Origin of the sequence: Streptomyces sp. HNM0575 (assembly GCF_012726265.1) — a bacterium.
Classification (GTDB): domain Bacteria; phylum Actinomycetota; class Actinomycetes; order Streptomycetales; family Streptomycetaceae; genus Streptomyces.
This window is the reverse complement of the sequence record NZ_JAASAG010000007.1, coordinates 337,118-356,541: the sequence shown is the minus strand read 5'-3', so window position 1 is coordinate 356,541 and position 19,424 is coordinate 337,118. Positions and strand designations below refer to the sequence as shown.

Below are 19,424 nucleotides of genomic sequence, written 5' to 3'. Positions count from 1 at the left end.
AATGGTCCGGCATCCGCTTGACAAGTGAGGAGAGCACGACAGACTTTTACGCGCGTAGAGATTACCGGTCCGTAATGGCGCCCGGACCGGGAGAGTTCGCCCGCCACCCCCCACCGGAGGCACCGTTGTCCCGTCTCGCCCGTACCTCGGCCCTCACCGTCGCGGCGGTGTGCGGCTCCACACTGCTCGTCATGACCGCCGTCTCCGCGTCCGGCAACACGGCCGAGGAAGCACGTATCCACGACATCCAGGGCGACACCCGCGTCTCGCCCCTCGCGGGCAAGCAGGTCACGGATGTGCCCGGTGTCGTCACGGCCGTGCGCGGCTTCGGCAAGGCACAGGGCTTCTGGCTCCAGGACCCGAAGCCCGACGACGACCCCGCCACCAGCGAGGGGATCTTCGTCTTCACCGGCGAGGAGACCCCCGACGTCGAAGCCGGCGACTCCATACGGATATCCGGCAAGGTCGCCGAGTACTACCCGGGCGGCGAGGAAGCCGGCGCCCAGTCGGTGACACAGCTCACCGACGCCGAGTGGAAGGCCGCGTCCAAGGCGAAGCAGAAGCTGCCCAAGGCCACCGCCCTGAACGCGGACCGCGTACCGGACTCGTACGCGCCCGAAGGCAAGGGCGACGACGGGAACATCGAGTCGCTGAAGCTCCAGCCGAAGAAGCACGCCCTGGACCTCTACGAATCACTCGAAGGCATGCGCGCCGGACTGAAGGACGCGCCGGTGACCGGCCCCACCACGGAGTACGACGAGCTGTGGGTGACCGCCGACCCGGATGAGAACCCGACACCGCGCGGCGGCACCATCTACGGCGGCTACGACCAGCAGAACGGCGCCCGCATGAAGGTCAGTTCGCTGCTGCCGCGCGAGGAGCACCCGTTCCCGAAGGCCGACGTCGGCGACGCCCTGAGCGGCACCACGGAGGGGCCGGTCGACTACGACAACTTCGGCGGCTACACCGTACGGGCCACCACCATGGGCAAGTTGAAGGACAACAAGCTCAAGCGGGAGAAGACCACCAAGCAGGGCAAGGACGAACTCGCCGTCGCCACCTACAACGTGGAGAACCTCTCGCCCAAGAGCGACGCCGCCAAGTTCGACCGGCTCTCCGAGGCGCTCGTGCGCAACCTCGCCTCCCCCGACGTCGTCGCCCTGGAAGAGGTGCAGGACGACTCGGGCCCCGACGACGACGGCACGGTCTCCGCCGGGAAGACCCTCGACAAGCTGACCGCGGCCATCAAGAAGGCCGGCGGCCCCGCGTACGAGTCGCGCCAGATCAGCCCCGAGAACAACGCCGACGGCGGCGAGCCCGGCGGCAACATCCGCGTCGCGTTCCTCTACAACCCCGGCCGGGTCGACTTCACCGACCGCAAGGGCGGCGACGCGACCACGGCGGTCAAGGTGACCGGCGACGGCGGCAAGGCGAAGCTGTCCGCCAACCCGGGGCGCATCTCCCCGCAGGAGGAGGCCTGGAAGGACAGCCGGAAGCCGCTGGCAGGCGAGTTCCGCTTCAAGGGCCGCCAAGTCTTCGTCGTGGCCAACCACTTCAGCTCCAAGGGCGGCGACCAGCCGATGGAGGGCCGCTTCCAGCCGCCCACGCGTGAGTCGGAGAAGCAGCGCACGGCACAGGCGAAACTCGTCAACTCCTTCGCCGAGAAGGTCGAGTCGGTCGACAAGAAGGCGACCCTCATCGCGGCCGGCGACTTCAACGACTTCCCCTTCTCCCCCAGCCTGGACGCCATGCGCAAGGGCGGCGTCTTCACCAGCCCCATGAACGGACTGCCCGCCGACGAGCGCTACGGCTACGTCTTCAACGGCAACTCCCAGGTCCTCGACCACGCGGTGACCAGTCCCGGCACGGGCAAGGTCGACTACGACATCGTGCACATCAACGCCGAGTTCCACGACCAGGCCAGCGACCACGACCCGTCGGTGATCCGCCTCAAGCGGTAAGCCGCGACAGCACGCCGAACCGCGCTCCGGCCCGCCGGCGGGTGCCCTTGAGGGTGGGGCACCCGCCGGCGTTGGGCGTGACCTGGCTTCGAGTGCCTGCCTAGCGAGGGCCCCCGCGAGTCCAGGGGCCCAGCCGCGGGTCCCGGACCGGATCCGGCGCAGGGGAAGGGGACTTGGGAGCGCCGGGTCCGGGGGCGTGCGCTGAGGACGCCTCCGCCGCCGGCGGGCCCACCGCGCCCCGGCCACCGCCGTACCGACCCGGATCGGCCTGGCCCTCACCGCCATGACCGTCATGACGGTGACCGTCCCGGCCCTCGCCGTCCCGGTCCTCGCCGTCGTCCCCCTCGCCGTCATCCGCGTCCCGCCCCTCGTCCTCGCCCGTCAGGTCCCTTACGAGCAGCGCCGCGCCCGCGACCGCGCCCGGCATCAGCAGCACCGCGACGAGCGGCACCAGGAACGCCAGGACCAGTGGTACGCCGAAGCCGAGCGCCAGCGCCCTGCGCGTACGCAGCATGCGCAGCCTCTCCCGTACGGAGATCCCGCGGCGCTGCATGGCCACCGAGACCAGCTCCAGGGTGAGGAAGAAGCCCGAGACGCAGAAGCCGAGCGCCGGAACCAAGGTCTGTCCGACGACCGGAAGGAAGCCGAGGAAGAAGAGCGGAACGGTGAAGAACAGCATCCGCCGCAGCACATAGAGGCTGTCGCAGAGGGAGATCCACGCCTCACGCCACATGGGGAGCTCCGGGCCACGGGGCGCGCCTCCCTCCTGCTCCTCGACCTGCTCCGACAGCTTCTCGTAGAAGGGGTCGCCGATCACGAGCGTCACGGCGGTGAAGGTCAGCACCGACAGCAGCAGCGCGGCCAGCCACAGCAGCACCGCGAACAGGATCCGCAGCGAGTCCCGCCACGGCTCGCCCCAGCCGTCGGCGAAGGGCGTGGCCCAGGCGGCGATGTCGTCGGAGAAGAAGGCGAGGGCGGTGAGGGCGGCGACGTAGAGGACGAGGGCCACCAGCGCGGGCAGCAGCCCGAAGCCGAACCACCGCCCGTGGCCGAATACCCACCGCTGCCCACGTCCCAAGTACCGCATCCCCGCGGCGAGATCACCCATGCCCGCAAGCCTAGACGGCCCGCGGTACCGGGATACCGCCCCGTGGAGCGCACGCGGAAGCGGCGACGGCGGTCATTCCCGCGGCACCGGCATCGGTACCCGCACCGGCGATCACTCCCCGGCACCGGCACCGGCACCCGCACCCGCACCCGCGGTCATTCCCCCGGCACGAAGTCCACCTCGGCGAAGTCAGCGACTTCGCGGTAACCGATGCGCTGATAAAGGGCGTTGCTCGTGGGGTTGGCGAGATCGGTGAAGAGCAGCACGTCCCGCACTCCCGCCTCCAGCGTCCGCCGCGACAGCGTGGCGGTGACCGCGGAGGCGTAGCCGCGGCCCCGCAGAGGCTCGGGTGTGAAGACGGGACCGATCCGCGCCGTGCCCGCCGCGGTGCGGCTCACGCCCGCCAGCGACACCGGCTTCCCGCCGTCCTCCCAGAGCATCAGCCCGCCGTAGGACAGGCGGTCCTCCACCGAGCGGGCCGCGTCCTCCCGATGGGACCGGTCGAGTTCGGAGCTGAACGCCGCCCACCAGTCGACGAGCAGCGCCCGGTCGGCCGCCTCCGCGATACGCCCGAAACCGTCCGCGGGGACGGCGGGCGGCTGCAACCGTGCCAGACGGTAGAGGCGTTCAGCGCGTCGCAGGCGCCAGCCGGTTCCGGTGAGGCCCGCCCATGTGCGGGCGAAGGACAGCGCCACATCCTCGGGCCCGAAGACCCCGGCCAGGCAGGGCTGTTGGCGGAGATATGCCTCGGCGAGCGGTCGGCGTGCTGCATTCGGCAGGCGGGTCAGGACGAGTCCACGAGGCGGCGTCCTCAGGAACGCTCCTGTCGCGGTGCCGTCCTGCTCCGGCCACCACCCGAACTCCGCCGGGGCGTCACCGAAGGCGTCCGGCCCCTGATGACGCAGTCGCTCCACGAGGGTCAGCAGAATGGTGTGCTCGGCGGGCCGGGAGCGCAGGAAGGCACCCGTGGCGTTCTCGAACGCCCCCATGTCAGACGTCGTTGTCCATGCCATGCCGCATTCTCGTCCGCCCCGAGGCATCCCGGCAGCCGAATTTCCGCCGGCGGCCGGACCGGCGGCCGCCGCCGTTCCGTCCCGTCCCCGCCACCGTTCCCGTCCCCAAGTCAGAGCGCCGCCACGTCAGTTGTGGCTGTGCAGCGCCTCGTTGAGCCCGCCCCACGAGCCGCTGCGCTGGATGACCTCGACCTTCCCGGTCGTCGAATTGCGGCGGAAGAGAAGGTTGTCCGCGCCGGAGAGCTCCAGCGCCTTGACGATCTTCCCGTCCGGCAGGGAGACCCGCGTACCGGCCGTGACGTACAGCCCCGCCTCCACGACGCAGTCGTCGCCGAGCGAGACCCCGATGCCGGCCTCGGCGCCGAGCAGGCAGCGCTCCCCGATGGAGATGGTCTCCTTGCCGCCGCCGGAGAGCGTGCCCATGATCGACGCGCCGCCGCCGATGTCGGAGCCGTCGCCGACCACGACGCCCGCGCTGATGCGGCCCTCCACCATGGACGTGCCGAGCGTGCCCGCGTTGAAGTTGACGAAGCCCTCGTGCATGACGGTGGTGCCCTCGGCGAGGTGCGCACCGAGCCGGGCGCGGTCGGCGTCGGCGATGCGCACGCCCTTGGGCGCGACGTAGTCGGTCATGCGCGGGAACTTGTCGACGCTGGTGACGCTCAGGTGCCTGCCCGCCGCGCGCGCCGCGAGCCGGGCCTGCTCCAGCCGGTCGACGGCGACGGGACCGAGGCTGGTCCAGGCGACGTTGGCGAGCAGCCCGAACTGGCCCTCCAGGTTCAGCCCATGCGGCCGTACGAGACGGTGGCTGAGCAGGTGCAGACGCAGATAGACGTCGTGGGTGTCCGCGGGCTTGTCGTCGAGCGAGCCGATGACCGTACGCACGGCCACGGTCTCGACCCCGCGCACCGGGTCCTCGCCCAGCGCCTGCGGAGCGGCCTCGCCGAGCGCCTCGGCGGCGCGCTCCGGGCTGAGCCGCTCGCTTCCGGCGGGTCCTTCGGGGGCCTGGACCAGCTCGGGTGCCGGGAACCAGGTGTCGAGCACCGTCTCCTCGCCGTCGCCTCCGCGGGAGATCGTGGCGAGGCCGACGGCGACGGCGCCGGTGGTACGGGTTGGGGTGGCTGCTTGCGTCATGCCTGGCACGTTATCCGCCCTGGCACGGGCGGGGCCAACCGGTCCCAGGTCACGGAATATCCGCCTCCGGAGGCTGCCGCGGAAGCTCGCTCCCGCCCGTGACGCGCGCGAGCGCCGTGCGGACCGCCTCGCGGTCGAACGACCGGTCCGTGAGCAGCAGTTGGAGCAGCAGCCCGTCGATCAGCGCCACCAGCACGCGGGCCGTGGCGGCGTCCGGGGTGTGGCGGCCGATGACGTCGGTCATCTCGTCCAGCCACGCGGCGGCGACGGGCTGGAGCGCCGGGCGGCGCAGAGCCGCGAGGTAGAGCTCGTACTCCAGGCGGATACGGCCACGGCCCCCGTGTGCGTACTCCTCCAGCAGGCGCGTGAGCGCGTCGGCGAGCGCCGGCCCGCCCTCGCCTGCCAGCAGCGCCTCGTCCCAGTCCTTCATGGCGCCGCGAGGCCCGCCGCTGACCTGTTCCAGAGCGGCGACGAGCAGGTCGTCGAGACCCGCGAAGTGGTACGTGGTGGACCCCAGCGGCACGCCCGCCTCCGCCGCCACGGTGCGGTGGCTGAGCGCCGCTATGCCCTTGAGCTCGACGATGCGGATGGCGGCCTCGATGATGCGCCGGCGGCGCTCGGGGTCGTACCGGCGGGCGCGGGCAGCCATCAGTGGATCCCTCCGAGGTTGAGCACGACGACGCCGAGGATGACCAGCACGATCCCGGTGATCTTCAGCAGCGTCACCGACTCCCCGATGAAGGTGATGCCGATGGCGGCGATGGCGGCGGTGCCGACACCGGCCCAGATGGCATAGGCGGTGCCGACCGCCATCGACTTCAGCGTCTGCGCGAGCAGTATGAACGCCACCGCGTAGCTGACGGCGGTGATCAGGGAGGGGAGCAGCTTGCTGAAGCCGTCGCTGTACTTCATGGCGGTGGTGCCAAGCACCTCCGCCATGATCGCGGCGGCGAGCGTCACATAGACCATGCGTACGAGCGTACACAACGTTGTGTACGGCCGTACACAACAACTCGGTCTTTTACGGACGACGATCCGCGAACTCCACGAACTCCACGAGGTTCCTGCGCGGCCGCAGCACGCAGAACTCGTTGCCCTCCGGATCGGCCAGGACCACCCACGACCTCTCCCCGCCCTGACCGATGTCGATCCGCCGGGCGCCGAGCGCGACAAGCCGCTCGACCTCGGCCTCCTGGTCGTCGGGGGCGAGGTCGAGGTGCAGCCTGTTCTTGACGGTCTTGCGCTCCGTCACCGGCATGAAGCAGATGCCCGTCGGGGCGGACGGGTCGGTCCCGATGATGACTTCGCGCTCCTTCTCGGAGAGCACCCGCCAGTCGAGGACCCGGCACCAGAAGGCCGCCAGACCCGGCAGATCGTGAGCGTCGACGATGATGTGGTGCAGCGAAACGGCCATGGCCCCAGCATCTGGGGCCATGGCCGTCGGCGCACTCGAATTCGTCTACGGACAAGGGCGGGGCGGGGGCGGGGGACGCGCTCGGCCCGCGCCGCTCAGACGTTGAAGCCCAGCGCCCGCAGCTGCTCGCGTCCGTCGTCGGTGATCTTGTCCGGGCCCCACGGGGGCATCCAGACCCAGTTGATCTTCAGCTCGTCGACGATGCCCTCGGTCGCGGACTTCGCCTGGTCCTCGATGACGTCCGTCAGCGGACAGGCCGCCGAGGTGAGCGTCATGTCGATGGTCGCGATGTTCGACTCGTCGATGTGGACCCCGTAGATCAGGCCCAGGTTGACGACGTCGATGCCCAGCTCCGGGTCGACCACGTCGAGCAGCGCCTCACGGACCTCGTCCTCGCTCGCGGGCTTCGCGGTGGTCTCGGTCATGCGGTCCTCTCCTTTACCGAGTCCTCGCCCAGCGCCTGGGCGGTGGCGTCCTTCCAAGCCATCCAGCTCAGCAGAGCACACTTCACACGCGCCGGGTACTTCGAGACCCCGGCGAAGGCGACGGCGTCCTCCAGCACGTCCTCCATGGCGTCGTCCGGCTCGATCTGCCCCCTGGACTGCATCAGCTCCAGGAAGGTCTCCTGGATGGTGCGAGCCTGGTCCAGCTCCTTGCCGACCAGCAGCTCGTTGAGCACCGAGGCGCTGGCCTGGCTGATGGAGCAGCCCTGCCCCTCGTAGCTGACGTCGCTGATCGTCTCGCCGTCGTAGCGCACACGCAGGGTGATCTCGTCACCGCACGTCGGGTTGACGTGGTGCACCTCGGCGTCGCCCTCACGCAGGCCCTTGCCGTGCGGGTTCTTGTAGTGGTCCAGGATCACTTCCTGGTACATGGAGTCCAGCTTCACGAGTCAGTCCGTCCGTCCAGTCCTCTGCGGCCGCGCCGTCGTCCTAGGCGAAGAAGTTCCGTACGTGCTCCACACCCTCGGCCAGGGCGTCCACCTCGGCCGGCGTGGAGTACAGATAGAACGACGCCCGCGTGGTCGCAGGAATTCCGTACCGCAGACAGACAGGCCGTGCGCAGTGGTGTCCCACGCGGACGGCGATGCCCAGCTCGTCGAGCACCTGGCCCACGTCGTGCGGGTGGATGTCCCCGAGCGTGAAGGAGATCGCGGCGCCGCGGTCCTCGGCCGTGGTGGGGCCGATGAAACGCAGGTCGGGGATCTCGCTCAGCCTGCTCACGGCGTACTCGGTCAGCGCGTGCTCGTGCTCCTGGATCCTGTCCATGCCGATGGCCGAGAGATAGTCGACGGCCGCGCCGAGACCGACCGCCTGCGCGATCGGCGGGGTGCCCGCCTCGAACTTGTGCGGGGCGGGCGCGTAGGTCGACGAGTGCATCGTGACCGTCTCGATCATCTCGCCGCCGCCGAGGAACGGCGGCAGGTCGTCCAGCAGCTCCTGCCTGCCCCACAGCACGCCGATGCCCGTCGGGCCGCACATCTTGTGCCCGGTGAAGGCCACGAAGTCGGCCTGGAGCGCCTGCACGTCCAGCACCATGTGCGGCGCGGCCTGGGAGGCGTCGATGACCACGAGGGCGCCGACCTCCTGGGCACGCCGCACGATCGTCTCGACCGGGTTGATCGTGCCCATGATGTTGGAGACGAGCGTGAAGGAGACGACCTTGGTCTTCTCGGTGATGACCTCGTCCACGGCCGTCAGGTCGAGCCTGCCGTCGTCGGTGAGGCCGAACCACTTCAGCTTCGCGCCCGTACGCTGCGAAAGCAGCTGCCACGGAACGATGTTGGAGTGGTGCTCCATCTCCGTGATCACGATCTCGGTGTCGTGCTGCACGCGGTAGGGCTCGTCGGCCCAACCCAGCATGTTCGCCACGAGGTTGAGCGACTCCGAGGCGTTCTTGGTGAAGACGACCTCGTCGCGGCTGGGCGCGTTGATGAAGGCGGCGACCTTGTCCCGCGCGCCCTCGTACAGCGCCGTGGCCTCCTCGGCGAGCACGTGCACGCCGCGGTGGACGTTGGCGTGATGCCGCTCGTAGTAGTCGCTCACGGCGTCGAGCACCTGGCGCGGCTTCTGGGAAGAGGCCGCGTTGTCCAGGTACACGAGCTTCTGCCCGTCGTGGACCGTACGGTCCAGGATCGGGAAGTCCTTGCGGATCGCCTCGCCCAGTAGTCGATCAGATCCAGCGAGCAGACCCGGAAGCGTCACGTCGCTCACGAAGCGGCGCCTCCCTTCACATACGCCTCGTAGCCCTCTTCCTCCAGCTTGTCGGCCAGCTCCGGGCCGCCGGACTCGGCGATCCGGCCCTTGGCGAAGACGTGCACGTGGTCGGGCTTGATGTAGCGCAGGATGCGCGTGTAGTGGGTGATCAGCATGGTGCCGACCTCGCCGTTCTCACGGACGCGGTTGACGCCCTCGGAGACGACCCGCAGCGCGTCGACGTCGAGGCCGGAGTCGGTCTCGTCGAGGATCGCGATCCTCGGCTTGAGAAGCTCCAGCTGGAGGATCTCGTGCCGCTTCTTCTCACCGCCGGAGAAGCCCTCGTTGACGTTCCGCTCGGCGAAGGACGGGTCGATCTGGAGGCGCTCCATGGCCTCCTTGACCTCCTTCACCCACAGCCGCAGCTTGGGCGCCTCGCCGCGCAGCGCCGTGGCCGACGTACGCAGGAAGTTGGAGACGGAGACGCCGGGCACCTCGACCGGGTACTGCATGGCGAGGAAGAGGCCGGCGCGGGCGCGCTCGTCGGGGGTCATCTCCAGGACGTCCTCGCCGTCCAGGGTCACCGAGCCGCCCGTGATCGTGTACTTGGGGTGGCCGGCGAGGGAGTAGGCGAGCGTCGACTTTCCGGAACCGTTCGGCCCCATGATCGCGTGCGTCTCGCCCTGCTTCACGGTCAGGTCGACGCCGCGCAGGATCTCGTTGGGACCGTTCTCGGTTTCCACGGAGACGTGCAGGTCGTTGATCTCAAGCGTTGCCATGGGGACTTCAGGACTCCTGTGTGACGGAGACGAGCACGGCCGCGCCGGGCCCTTCGCCTTCGATTCGTACGGGGTATACGGGGATGGGGCGGGTCGCGGGCAGACCGGACGGCTTGCCCGTACGCAGATCGAAACTGGAGCCGTGCAGCCAGCACTCGATCTGGCAGTCCTCGACCTCGCCCTCGGACAGTGAGACGTTCGCGTGCGAGCAGATGTCGTTGACCGCGAACACCTCTCCCTCCGTATGGACGAGAGCGACCGGCACGCCTTCGAGCTCCACCCGCTTGGGGGTGTCCTCCTCCAGCTCGCCGAGCGCGGCCACGCGCACGAAGCCTTCGCCGTCGCTCATACCGACGCCTCCAGCTCGGCCTCGATCTTCTCGATGAGGCGCTCCTCCACGTCCGGCAGGCCGATCTGCTGGACGAGTTCGGCGAAGAAGCCGCGCACGACCAGCCGCCGCGCCTCCTGCTCGGGGATGCCCCGGGCCTGGAGGTAGAAGAGCTGCTCGTCGTCGAACCGGCCGGTGGCCGAGGCGTGGCCCGCCCCGACGATCTCGCCGGTCTCGATCTCCAGGTTGGGCACCGAGTCGACCCGCGAGCCGTCCGTCAGCACGAGGTTGCGGTTCAGCTCGTAGGTGTCGGTGCCGGTGGCGTCGGCGCGGATCAGCACGTCGCCGATCCAGACGGCGTGCGCCTCCTCGCCCTGGAGAGCGCCCTTGTAGACCACGTTGCTGCGGCAGTTGGGCCTGTCGTGGTCGACGAAGAGCCGGTGCTCCTGGTGCTGGCCGTTGTCGGTGAAGTACAGGCCGTAGAACTCCGCCTCGCCGCCGGGGCCCGCGTAGCTCACGCGGGGATGCAGGCGTACGACGTCACCGCCGAAGGTGACGACGACCGACTTGAACGTGGCGTCCCGGCCCACCAGCGCGTTGTGCTGCGAGCAGTGGACGGCCGTGTCGTCCCAGTCCTGCACGGAGACGACGGTCAGCTTGGCGCCGTCGCCGAGCACGAACTCGACGTTGGCCGCCCGCACGGCGTCGCCGGTGTGGTCGATGACGATGACCGCCTCGGCGAAGTCCTTCACCTCGAAGATCGTGTGGCCGTAGCTGACGCCGCCCTCGCCGTGCAGGGAGACCCGCACCGGCTCCTTCAGCACGGCCTCCTTGGGCACCGTCACGACCGAGGCCTTCTCGAACGAGGAGAACGCCTGCGCCGCGACCCGGTCGACCGGCTTGCCGGCCCGGCCGACGCGCGGGTCGTCGCGCCCGACCGTCTCCACCGTCACGCCCTCCGGCGCGTCGACCTCGGCCTTGAGAGCACCCGACGCCTCGGCGGAACCGTCGTGCAGTCCCTTCAGCCGCTCGATCGGAGTGAAGCGCCACTCCTCCTCCCGGCCGTGGGGCACGGGGAAGTCCGCCACGTCGAATGAGGGCGGTGCGCTCATCCGCGTGGCGACGGTGGACTCAGCCGCCACCGCGACGCCGCCCACGGCGGTGGAACCCGCTGGAATCTTCTGAGCCTCGGCCATAGCTGTCGTCGTGCTCTCTTTCTGCCTTCGGTCCTCTCGCCCGGCTGCGGGCGCGTGTGCGGTGCCGGGACCGGTCCCCTGCCCGGGTCCTCGGCCTCTTCCCGGCCTCCGGATCCGGCTTTCCCGGCGCCGCACACTCGGTGACGTGCGGAACGGTTACGCGCTCGCAGCCCGCGCGCTGGGCTGAGACACGGCGCCCACTGTTCGTCGTGCGGCGCCGTGTGCCGGGCGGCTAGCCGACCGCGCCTTCCATCTGAAGTTCGATGAGCCTGTTGAGCTCCAGCGCGTACTCCATCGGCAGCTCCTTCGCGATGGGCTCGACGAAGCCGCGGACGATCATCGCCATCGCCTCGTCCTCGGACAGGCCACGGCTCATCAGGTAGAAGAGCTGGTCGTCGCTGACCTTGGAGACGGTGGCCTCGTGGCCCATCGTCACGTCGTCCTCGCGGACGTCGACGTACGGATAGGTGTCCGAGCGGGAGACGGTGTCCACGAGCAGCGCGTCGCACAGCACGTTGGACTTCGACCCCTCGGCGCCCTCGGCGACCTCGATCAGACCGCGGTAGGACGTACGGCCGCCGCTGCGGGCCACCGACTTGGAGACGATGTTGGAGGACGTGCGCGGCGCCATGTGCACCATCTTCGCGCCGGCGTCCTGGTGCTGGCCCTCACCCGCGAAGGCGACCGAGAGCGTCTCGCCCTTGGCGTGCTCGCCCATCAGGTAGACGGCCGGGTACTTCATCGTCACCTTCGAGCCGAGGTTGCCGTCGACCCACTCCATGGTCGCGCCCTCGTAGGCCACCGCACGCTTGGTGACCAGGTTGTAGACGTTGTTCGACCAGTTCTGGATCGTCGTGTAGCGGCAGCGGCCGCCCTTCTTGACGATGATCTCGACGACGGCGGAGTGCAGCGAGTCCGAGTTGTAGATCGGAGCCGTGCAGCCCTCGACGTAGTGCACGTAGGCGTTCTCGTCGACGATGATCAGCGTCCGCTCGAACTGGCCCATGTTCTCGGTGTTGATGCGGAAGTAGGCCTGGAGCGGGATGTCGACGTGCACGCCCGGCGGCACGTAGATAAACGAACCGCCCGACCACACCGCGGTGTTGAGCGCGGCGAACTTGTTGTCACCGGGCGGGATCACGGTGCCGAAGTGCTCCTGGAAGATCTCCGGGTGCTCGCGCAGCGCCGTGTCGGTGTCCAGGAAGAGGACGCCCTGCTGCTCCAGGTCCTCACGGATCTGGTGGTAGACGACCTCCGACTCGTACTGCGCGGCGACACCGGCGACGAGGCGCTGCTTCTCCGCCTCGGGGATGCCGAGCTTGTCGTAGGTGTTCTTGATGTCCTCGGGCAGGTCGTCCCATGTCTGGGCCTGCTGCTCCGTGGAGCGGACGAAGTACTTGATGTTGTCGAAGTCGATGCCCGACAGGTCCGAGCCCCAGTTGGGCATGGGCTTCTTCTCGAAGAGCCGGTGCCCCTTCAGGCGGAGCTTGAGCATCCACTCCGGCTCGTTCTTCTTCCCCGAGATGTCGCGGACGACCTCATCGGAGAGGCCGCGCTTCGCCGCGGCACCGGCCGTGTCGGAGTCGGCCCAGCCGTACTCGTACTTGCCCAGCCCTTCGAGCTCTGGGTGAGCAGTCTCCGTAGGAGAGGTCATGCGGGGTTCCTCCCGGCGGTGTTCGCAGGTGCTGTGGTGGCGTTGCTCGCCTCGGTCTTGCGGTTGTTTCTCGTATGGCCCGTGCTACTCGTGTGGCCGGTCTTGTTCGTGGTCTTGCTCGTGTTCTTCGTGTCGCTCTTGTGGTCCGGTGGCTCGCCGGCGGTCGTGCCCGCCGCCGTGCCGCCCGTCCCTGTGACGTCCCGGGGGCGGGACGGGGATCCGCCGGCGCCTCCGGACCGGTCGCCTGCCGACGGCGGCCGGGTCTGCGGGACGAAGGTGGTGCACACCCCGTCTCCGTGGGCGATCGTCGCCAGCCGCTGGACGTGGGTGCCGAGCAGTCGGGAGAAGACCTCCGTCTCCGCCTCGCACAGCTGCGGGAACTGCTCGGCGGTGTGCGCCACCGGGCAGTGGTGCTGGCAGAGCTGCTCACCGCCGGGGGTGCCCCCGATGGAAGCGGGCGCGCTGCGCGCAGTGGCAGCGTACCCGTCCTCGGTCAGTGCCTCGGCCAGCGCACGGGTGCGCTCCTCGGGCGGCACCCGCTCCAGCGCGCGTCTGTACTGCTCGGCCTGCTCGGCCACGCGGGCGCGGGCGAAATCCGCCACCGCCGCGTCGCCGCGCTCGCCGCCGCCCGCGGTCCGGGCTATCCAGCGCAGCGCGTCGGCGGCCAGCCTGTCGTAGTCCTGGTCGAAGGCGTCCCGGCCGCAGTCGGTGAGCGCGAAGACCTTGGCGGGGCGGCCCCTGCCGCGCGAGCCGTAGACCCGCTTCGCACGCGGCTCCACGACACCCTCGCTCACGAGCGAGTCGAGGTGGCGGCGGACGGCCGCCTGGGTCAGCTTCAGCCGCAGCGCCAACTCGGCTGCGGTGGAAGGGCCGTGGTCCAGGATGGAGCGCGCCACCCTGTTCCGCGTGCCCTGCTGCTCGTCATGGCCTCCCGAACCACCGGAGGCGCCGGACGGCCCGGACACAGGCGCACCGCCGGCGGCCGCCCGGGCCGCCTCTCGCGTCTCATGTCCATCAGCCGACTTTTTCACAACGTCATTGTTGCGTAATTCTTCGGGACGCGGCAAGCCGCGATCTGACCTGGTGGGATGGCCTGCATCACGTAAGGGGAGCCTTACCTGCCGCCCGCGTGACGGCATACGGGCCCGCAGCCGCCGGGCACGCGAGGATCGCGAAGCTCTGTCACACATCTCAACCCCGGGCCGTATAAGGCACTTCGGAATCCTTAGACTCCCCCGTATGGGAAGCGGTGGGGCCCTCGAGATCGCGGGCCTGGTGAAGCGGTTCGGCAGGAAGACCGCGGTCGACGGTCTCGGTCTGTCCGTCCCGTACGGCACGGTCACGGCTCTGCTCGGACCGAACGGAGCGGGCAAGACCACCACGGTCGAGACGTGCGAGGGCTATCTCAGACCCGACGGCGGCAGCGTGCGGGTCCTCGGGCTCGACCCCGTCGCCGACGCCTCCCGGCTGCGTCCCCGCGTCGGGGTCATGCTCCAGAGCGGCGGGGTGTACTCCGGGGCGCGCGCCGAGGAGATGCTGCGCCACATGGCCGGCCTGTACGCGAACCCGCTGGACGTGGACACGCTCGTCGACATGCTCGGCCTGGACGGCTGCGGCCGTACGCCCTACCGGCGCCTCTCCGGAGGCCAGAAGCAGCGGCTCTCGCTCGCGATGGCCGTCGTCGGACGGCCCGAGCTGGTCTTCCTCGACGAGCCGACCGCCGGTCTCGACCCGCAGGCACGCCGCGCGACCTGGGACCTGGTGCGGGCGCTGCGCACCGACGGCGTCACCGTCGTACTCACCACGCACCACATGGACGAGGCCGAGGAGCTGGCCGACGACGTCGTGATCATCGACGGCGGACGCGTCGTCGCCCACGGCACTCCGGACGAGCTGTGCCGCGGCGGCGCCGAGAACTCGCTGCGCTTCACCGGGCGTCCCGGCCTCGACCTGACCTCCCTGCTCAAGGCGCTGCCCGACGACTCCGCCGCCGCGGAGCTGGTGCCCGGCGGCTACCGCGTCACCGGCACCGTCGATCCGCAGCTGCTCGCCACGGTCACCTCCTGGTGCGCGCAGCACGGCGTCATGCCCGACCGCATCTCGGTGGAGCGCCGCACGCTGGAGGACGTCTTCCTCGAACTCACAGGCAAGGAGCTTCGTTCGTGAGCGCCGGCACCTTCACCCCCGCACCGGCCGCCGCCCCGCTGTGGCGGATGATCGGCGCGCAGACGGCGCTGGAGACCCGGATGCTGCTGCGCAACGGCGAACAGCTGCTGCTCACCGTCGTCATCCCGACGCTGCTGCTCGTGCTCTTCAGCTCGGTCGAGGTGGTCGAGCTCGGCGGCGGCGCGCGCGTCGACTTCCTCACCCCCGGCATCCTCGCGCTGGCCGTGCTCTCCACCGCCTTCACGGGCCAGGCCATCGCCACCGGCTTCGAGCGGCGCTACGGAGTGCTCAAGCGGCTCGGCGTCTCGCCGCTGCCCCGCTGGGGACTGATGGCGGCGAAGACCGGATCGGTGCTGGCCGTCGAGGCGCTACAGGCGCTGCTGCTGACCGCGGTCGCGCTGGCGCTCGGCTGGTCGCCGCACGGGAGCCCGCTCGCGGTGGCGCTGCTGCTCCTCCTGGGCACGGCCGCCTTCTCCGGGCTCGGGCTGCTGCTCGCGGGGACGGTGCGGGCCGAGGCCACCCTCGCCGCCGCCAACCTCGTCTTCATCCTGCTGCTGGTGGGCGGGGGCGTCGTCGTACCGCTGGACAGGTTCCCGGAGGCCGCGCAGGGGGCGCTCGGGCTGCTGCCGATCGCGGCGCTCTCCGGCGGTCTGCGCGACGTGCTCCAGCACGGCGCCGCGATCCCCTGGGGGGATCTGGGCGTGCTGGGCGTCTGGGCCGTGGCGGGGCTGGGTGCCGCGGCGGCCTTCTTCAAGTGGGAGTGAGCCCGCCTCAATCGGGAGTGAGCACGACCGCCGGCGCCGTCCCGCCGGAGGCCTCCGCCGGGACCTCCCGGGACCCTCGTGAATGTGCGCACAAGCTCGCCCGTACGATGTCTGCCGTGCATCTCGTGCCGAACCTGTTCGAACTCGTACGCAATCCCATCGCGTACATCGCCAAGCGCTGGACGCCCGCCCCCGAGACCCTCCGGCGGGCCGCCCTCTCCGCTCTCGCGATGAGCGTCGTCATCATCGTGACCGGCGGCGCGGTGCGGCTGACCAGCTCGGGGCTGGGCTGCGACACCTGGCCCAAGTGCAGCAGCGACAGCCTGTACGCCACGTCGGAGATGGGCGTGCACGGGGCGATCGAGTTCGGCAACCGGATGCTGACGTACGTGCTGAGCGCGGCCGTCGGCTGGGCCATCGTCGCGGCCCGCTCGGCGAAACCGCGCCGCCGCGGGCTCAGCCGGCTGGCGTGGGCGCAGTTCTGGACGGTCATGGGCAACGCCGTCATCGGCGGTGTCACGGTGCTGACCGGGCTCAACCCGTACACGGTCGCCGGGCACTTCCTGCTCGCGACCGGGCTGCTCACCGTCGCCACCCTGACGTGGCTGCGGGCGGGCGAGGGCGACGTGCGGCCGCGACCGCTGGCGGGCCCGCCGGTCGTGAAGCCGGTACGGGTGCTGGTCGTGGCATCCGCGGCGCTGGTGACCGCCGGCACCGTCGTCACGGGCGCGGGGCCGCACGCGGGCGACAGCAGTGAAGTGCCGCGCATGCCCGTCGCGTTGGAGACGGCCGCACAGGTGCACGCCGCGCTGGCCTGGATCGTGGTCGCGCTGACGCTGGTGGTCTGCCTCGTGATGCGGGCGTTCGACGCGCCGCCGGGACCGCGGGCGCGCGCCCGCGAGCTGCTGATCGTGCTGCTCGCGCAGGGCGTCGTCGGCTACGTCCAGTACTTCACGGAGCTGCCCGAAGTCCTCGTCGGGACCCATCTGTTGGGAGCGTCGCTGGTGTGGATCGCCACGCTGCGGCTGCTGCTGTCGCTGCGGGAGCGCGGACTGCCGCCGGGCGGTACGCCCGCTGCCGATGCCGCGCACGTACCCGTGGAAGAGGGGCACGGGCAGGCGGCGCACGCGGGCGCCACACAGACCTCCACGCGGAAGGCCCGGATCCCCGCACCCGCCGGGGCGGACGACGAGCCGGGCCACACCACGACGGTCACCTGACGCCCGCAGCCCGCCGCCGGCGGCCCGCCGAACCCTGGGCACACGCGCGTCACCAGCGGACCCGGGCCCGGCTCGACCCCGTCCGGTCCGCAGCCCTGATCAGCAGCCCCGATCCGCCGCCCCGGCCGACGGCCCGGGCTCACAGCTCCGTGGCTCGCTCGTGCCTCGGCTCGTACATGCCGACCTCGCCTCCTCCCGGCAGCCGGAATCTCGTCAGGCGCCCCCAGCCCGCGTCGGTGACCGGCTGCGTGAACTCCACGCCCTCCGCGGTCAGTCGGGCCACCGTCGCTTCGACGTCGTCGCACATGAAGTAGAACTCGTGCGCCTCGGACCCCTCCGTGTCCACGGGATGCACGGCGATCTCGGCGGGCGGCAGCTTGAAGATCAGCCACCCGCCTCCCGCGTCGACGTGCGGATACTCCAGTACGTCCCTGAAGAAGGCACGGTCGGCCTCCGCGTCGCGGCTGTAGATGATGACGTGTCCACCGTTGATCATGAGGCGACCCTAGGCCCCGACACCGACAACGGGGCGCGGCCCGTGTGGCATGGGTCTCCCGGCACACCCGGCCGTGGTCGCGGAGGTATACCCGCCGGTAGCATCGGGGCATGGCAGACAGCAGCAAGCGGGCGGCCAGGCTCGCCAAGGAGATCGGCGACTTCGCGCGGCGGCACGGCGGCAGCGCGGAAGGGCAGATCGCCTACGTGGGACAGACCGGTGCCCGCATCGCCCTCGTCGGCGCGGACGGCACCTGGGGCGATCTCATGGCCCCCTCCGTGGAGACGGCCCGGCAGGCCACGGAGCGAGCGGGCATCACCGTCCACGACTCCTTCGCGGGCGAGATGGCCGAGAAGGTGCGGACGGGCCCCTACGAGTGGAGCCGCATGGCGGGCATCCAGCTCGGCGGTCAGCACGGCGCACAGCCGGAGAAGCGGCCCGCAGGCGCCTGACGCGGCGCATCCGCGTCTCACAGAGCGTTCCCTGCCGGGAGCGGTGAGGGCCCGGACCACCGTCACTGGTCCGGGCCCTCACGTATGGCCGCGGGCAGTTGGGCGGTTCACGCCGCCCGCTCGCCCGCTGCCCGCGGGCTCGTCCGTCGCTGCTCGTCCATCGCCGTCCGCGGTCTCGCTTCTCCCGGTCGCGGGCCCGTCCGCCTCGCCATCGGGCCGTCCCGGCGTCGCGTTACGAGGTGGTGTTCCCGGGCCCGTCGTGCCGGGCGTCCCGAGCGGGGCTGCGTCGGCGTACGGCCTCAGTTCCCGCGCACGCCCTCAGTTCCAGCGCACGGCTTCAGCGCCCCCGTACGGCCTCAGTTCCAGCGCACGGCTTCAGCGCCCCCGTACGGCCTCAGTTCCCGCGCACGGCTTCCGCTCCCGCGTACTGCCTCAGCGCAGGAAGGGGTCGATCGCGACCGCCACGAACAGCAGCGAGACGTATGTGATCGACCAGTGGAAGAGGCGCATCTCCTTCAGCTTGGCGCCCTTCGCCCCGGACTTCGCACGTGTCAGCAGCGCGTGCGCCTCCCACAGCCACCAGCCGCCGGAGGCCAGCGCCACCGACGTGTAGAACCAGCCGACGTACCCGAGCGGCCACAGCATCAGCGAGACGGCGACCATCACCCAGCTGTAGAGCACGATCTGACGGGCGACCGCGGAGTTCGTCGCGACGACGGGGAGCATCGGCACGCCGACGCGCGCGTAGTCCTCGCGCACCTTCATCGACAGCGGCCAGTAGTGCGGCGGCGTCCAGAAGAACATGACGAGGAAGAGGATGACGGCGGCCCAGCTGACCTCGTTCTTCACCGACGACCATCCGATGAGGACGGGCATGCAGCCGGCGATGCCGCCCCACACGATGTTCTGCGAGGTGCGGCGCTTGAGCACCATCGTGTAGACGAGCACGTAGAAGAGCAGCGCGCCCAGGGAGAGCGCCGCCGAGAGCCAGTTGACGAGCAGCGCGAACCACAGGGTGGAGACGGCCGCCAGGCTCAGCCCGAAGACGAGACCGGCGCGCGGGCTCACCGCGCCCGTCACCAGCGGGCGGCTCTCGGTGCGGTGCATCAGCGCGTCGATGTCGCGGTCGATGTACATGTTCAGCGCGTTGGCGCCGCCCGCGGAGAGATAGCCGCCGACGCAGGTGATCAGCACGAGCCACGGGTCGGGCACGCCCTGCGCGGCGAGGAACATCACCGGAATCGTGGTGATGAGAAGCAGTTCGATGATGCGGGGCTTGGTCAGCGCCACGTACGCCTTGAGCCGGGCAGCGAACGACCGGTCCGCGGTGCTGGTCTCTAGCACCCCCGCAGGACGGGATCCGACGGCCGTCACGAACACCCCTGATCACTCCATGAAATGCGAGCGTGAACGGTGCACATTCCGTTAGGGCTCGCGCGTACCACGCCACTTTAGACGGCGCCGGTGCACGCGCCGCGAGCGGGGTACCGCGGCACTCCCGGGGCGGGTGCGCGTGCCGCGGTGCAGGCCGGGGCGCGTGGGGA

General features: G+C 70.4%; 21 protein-coding genes. 5 read left to right on the top strand and 16 right to left on the bottom strand.

Annotated elements, in window-relative coordinates; translation table 11 throughout:
• Positions 1-191: 191 nt before the first annotated feature.
• Positions 192-1,961 (top strand): endonuclease/exonuclease/phosphatase family protein, encoded by a 1,770-nt coding sequence (locus HCC61_RS19000; RefSeq protein WP_240969096.1) that lies wholly within the window; start codon positions 192-194, stop codon positions 1,959-1,961.
• Positions 1,962-2,061: 100 nt separating this feature from the next.
• On the opposite strand, the gene HCC61_RS18995 is transcribed toward HCC61_RS19000, so the two are convergent.
• The 14 genes from HCC61_RS18995 to HCC61_RS30815 form a co-directional block, all read right to left on the bottom strand.
• Positions 2,062-3,069, bottom strand: coding sequence for an EI24 domain-containing protein (locus HCC61_RS18995; RefSeq protein WP_169136811.1), 1,008 nt, complete (start codon positions 3,067-3,069; stop codon positions 2,062-2,064).
• Between the two features lie 155 nt (positions 3,070-3,224).
• Entirely contained in the window at positions 3,225-4,082 is an 858-nt protein-coding gene (locus HCC61_RS18990; protein ID WP_169136809.1) for a GNAT family N-acetyltransferase, read from the bottom strand.
• 126 nt (positions 4,083-4,208) lie between these two features.
• Entirely contained in the window at positions 4,209-5,216 is a 1,008-nt protein-coding gene (dapD, locus tag HCC61_RS18985) for a 2,3,4,5-tetrahydropyridine-2,6-dicarboxylate N-succinyltransferase (RefSeq protein ID WP_169136807.1), read from the bottom strand.
• A 49-nt stretch (positions 5,217-5,265) separates the two neighbouring features.
• A complete protein-coding gene (locus tag HCC61_RS18980) occupies positions 5,266-5,865 on the bottom strand; it encodes a TetR family transcriptional regulator (protein ID WP_169136805.1) in 600 nt (199 codons plus the stop codon).
• Positions 5,865-6,185, bottom strand: a complete 321-nt coding sequence (locus tag HCC61_RS18975; RefSeq protein ID WP_169136803.1) for a multidrug efflux SMR transporter — start codon at positions 6,183-6,185, stop codon at positions 5,865-5,867. Before HCC61_RS18975 ends, HCC61_RS18980 begins: the two co-directional genes overlap by 1 nt.
• Before the next feature lie 52 nt (positions 6,186-6,237).
• Entirely contained in the window at positions 6,238-6,630 is a 393-nt protein-coding gene (locus HCC61_RS18970) for a VOC family protein (RefSeq protein WP_169136801.1), read from the bottom strand.
• A gap of 95 nt (positions 6,631-6,725) precedes the next feature.
• Complete coding sequence (locus HCC61_RS18965) at positions 6,726-7,055, bottom strand: metal-sulfur cluster assembly factor (RefSeq protein WP_070012206.1); 330 nt, start codon at positions 7,053-7,055, stop codon at positions 6,726-6,728.
• Complete coding sequence (gene sufU / locus HCC61_RS18960) at positions 7,052-7,519, bottom strand: Fe-S cluster assembly sulfur transfer protein SufU (RefSeq protein WP_169136799.1); 468 nt, start codon at positions 7,517-7,519, stop codon at positions 7,052-7,054. Before sufU ends, HCC61_RS18965 begins: the two co-directional genes overlap by 4 nt.
• Before the next feature lie 43 nt (positions 7,520-7,562).
• Positions 7,563-8,819, bottom strand: a complete 1,257-nt coding sequence (locus HCC61_RS18955; protein ID WP_169137036.1) for a cysteine desulfurase — start codon at positions 8,817-8,819, stop codon at positions 7,563-7,565.
• 20 nt (positions 8,820-8,839) lie between these two features.
• Positions 8,840-9,604, bottom strand: coding sequence for a Fe-S cluster assembly ATPase SufC (sufC, locus tag HCC61_RS18950; RefSeq protein WP_169136797.1), 765 nt, complete (start codon positions 9,602-9,604; stop codon positions 8,840-8,842).
• A gap of 7 nt (positions 9,605-9,611) precedes the next feature.
• Positions 9,612-9,953 (bottom strand): non-heme iron oxygenase ferredoxin subunit, encoded by a 342-nt coding sequence (locus HCC61_RS18945; protein WP_169136795.1) that lies wholly within the window; start codon positions 9,951-9,953, stop codon positions 9,612-9,614.
• A complete protein-coding gene (gene sufD / locus HCC61_RS18940; protein ID WP_169136793.1) occupies positions 9,950-11,128 on the bottom strand; it encodes a Fe-S cluster assembly protein SufD in 1,179 nt (392 codons plus the stop codon). Before sufD ends, HCC61_RS18945 begins: the two co-directional genes overlap by 4 nt.
• A 232-nt stretch (positions 11,129-11,360) precedes the next feature.
• Positions 11,361-12,782 carry a Fe-S cluster assembly protein SufB gene (gene sufB / locus HCC61_RS18935; protein ID WP_169136791.1) on the bottom strand — a complete coding sequence of 474 codons (1,422 nt, stop codon included), beginning with the start codon at positions 12,780-12,782 and terminating at the stop codon, positions 11,361-11,363.
• The gene (locus HCC61_RS30815) at positions 12,779-13,747 is read right to left on the bottom strand and encodes a metalloregulator ArsR/SmtB family transcription factor (RefSeq protein ID WP_346777275.1); all 969 of its coding nucleotides are present in this window, start codon (positions 13,745-13,747) and stop codon (positions 12,779-12,781) included. Before HCC61_RS30815 ends, sufB begins: the two co-directional genes overlap by 4 nt.
• A 274-nt stretch (positions 13,748-14,021) precedes the next feature.
• Between HCC61_RS30815 and HCC61_RS18925 the strand changes: the two genes are divergently transcribed.
• From HCC61_RS18925 to HCC61_RS18915, 3 genes are all read left to right on the top strand, one after another.
• Positions 14,022-14,948, top strand: a complete 927-nt coding sequence (locus HCC61_RS18925) for an ABC transporter ATP-binding protein (protein WP_169136787.1) — start codon at positions 14,022-14,024, stop codon at positions 14,946-14,948.
• Positions 14,945-15,712 carry an ABC transporter permease gene (locus HCC61_RS18920; protein WP_169136785.1) on the top strand — a complete coding sequence of 256 codons (768 nt, stop codon included), beginning with the start codon at positions 14,945-14,947 and terminating at the stop codon, positions 15,710-15,712. Before HCC61_RS18925 ends, HCC61_RS18920 begins: the two co-directional genes overlap by 4 nt.
• A gap of 107 nt (positions 15,713-15,819) precedes the next feature.
• Entirely contained in the window at positions 15,820-16,932 is a 1,113-nt protein-coding gene (locus HCC61_RS18915; protein WP_206322662.1) for a COX15/CtaA family protein, read from the top strand.
• Between the two features lie 139 nt (positions 16,933-17,071).
• On the opposite strand, the gene HCC61_RS18910 is transcribed toward HCC61_RS18915, so the two are convergent.
• The gene (locus HCC61_RS18910) at positions 17,072-17,428 is read right to left on the bottom strand and encodes a VOC family protein (protein ID WP_169136783.1); all 357 of its coding nucleotides are present in this window, start codon (positions 17,426-17,428) and stop codon (positions 17,072-17,074) included.
• Positions 17,429-17,538: 110 nt separating this feature from the next.
• Here HCC61_RS18910 and HCC61_RS18905 point away from each other — a divergent pair, with 110 nt between their 5' ends.
• Complete coding sequence (locus HCC61_RS18905; RefSeq protein ID WP_169136781.1) at positions 17,539-17,880, top strand: hypothetical protein; 342 nt, start codon at positions 17,539-17,541, stop codon at positions 17,878-17,880.
• A gap of 432 nt (positions 17,881-18,312) precedes the next feature.
• Here HCC61_RS18905 and HCC61_RS18900 read toward each other — a convergent pair whose 3' ends face one another.
• On the bottom strand, positions 18,313-19,254 hold the full coding sequence (locus HCC61_RS18900; RefSeq protein ID WP_169136779.1) for a heme o synthase: 942 nt from the start codon (positions 19,252-19,254) through the stop codon (positions 18,313-18,315).
• Positions 19,255-19,424: the final 170 nt, after the last annotated feature.

What these genes read in the sequence shown, in the direction of transcription:
- sufD (WP_169136793.1), bottom strand. Translation starts at nt 11,128, where the DNA reads ATGGCCGAGGCTCAGAAGATTCCAGCGGGTTCCACCGCCGTGGGCGGC.
- HCC61_RS18980 (WP_169136805.1), bottom strand. Translation starts at nt 5,865, where the DNA reads ATGGCTGCCCGCGCCCGCCGGTACGACCCCGAGCGCCGCCGGCGCATC.
- HCC61_RS18975 (WP_169136803.1), bottom strand. Translation starts at nt 6,185, where the DNA reads ATGGTCTATGTGACGCTCGCCGCCGCGATCATGGCGGAGGTGCTTGGC.
- sufB (WP_169136791.1), bottom strand. Translation starts at nt 12,782, where the DNA reads ATGACCTCTCCTACGGAGACTGCTCACCCAGAGCTCGAAGGGCTGGGC.
- HCC61_RS18925 (WP_169136787.1), top strand. Translation starts at nt 14,022, where the DNA reads ATGGGAAGCGGTGGGGCCCTCGAGATCGCGGGCCTGGTGAAGCGGTTC.
- sufC (WP_169136797.1), bottom strand. Translation starts at nt 9,604, where the DNA reads ATGGCAACGCTTGAGATCAACGACCTGCACGTCTCCGTGGAAACCGAG.
- HCC61_RS18995 (WP_169136811.1), bottom strand. Translation starts at nt 3,069, where the DNA reads ATGGGTGATCTCGCCGCGGGGATGCGGTACTTGGGACGTGGGCAGCGG.
- HCC61_RS18965 (WP_070012206.1), bottom strand. Translation starts at nt 7,055, where the DNA reads ATGACCGAGACCACCGCGAAGCCCGCGAGCGAGGACGAGGTCCGTGAG.
- HCC61_RS19000 (WP_240969096.1), top strand. Translation starts at nt 192, where the DNA reads ATGACCGCCGTCTCCGCGTCCGGCAACACGGCCGAGGAAGCACGTATC.
- HCC61_RS18970 (WP_169136801.1), bottom strand. Translation starts at nt 6,630, where the DNA reads ATGGCCGTTTCGCTGCACCACATCATCGTCGACGCTCACGATCTGCCG.
- HCC61_RS18910 (WP_169136783.1), bottom strand. Translation starts at nt 17,428, where the DNA reads ATGATCAACGGTGGACACGTCATCATCTACAGCCGCGACGCGGAGGCC.
- HCC61_RS18945 (WP_169136795.1), bottom strand. Translation starts at nt 9,953, where the DNA reads ATGAGCGACGGCGAAGGCTTCGTGCGCGTGGCCGCGCTCGGCGAGCTG.
- HCC61_RS18990 (WP_169136809.1), bottom strand. Translation starts at nt 4,082, where the DNA reads ATGGCATGGACAACGACGTCTGACATGGGGGCGTTCGAGAACGCCACG.
- dapD (WP_169136807.1), bottom strand. Translation starts at nt 5,216, where the DNA reads ATGACGCAAGCAGCCACCCCAACCCGTACCACCGGCGCCGTCGCCGTC.
- HCC61_RS18915 (WP_206322662.1), top strand. Translation starts at nt 15,820, where the DNA reads ATGTCTGCCGTGCATCTCGTGCCGAACCTGTTCGAACTCGTACGCAAT.
- HCC61_RS18905 (WP_169136781.1), top strand. Translation starts at nt 17,539, where the DNA reads ATGGCAGACAGCAGCAAGCGGGCGGCCAGGCTCGCCAAGGAGATCGGC.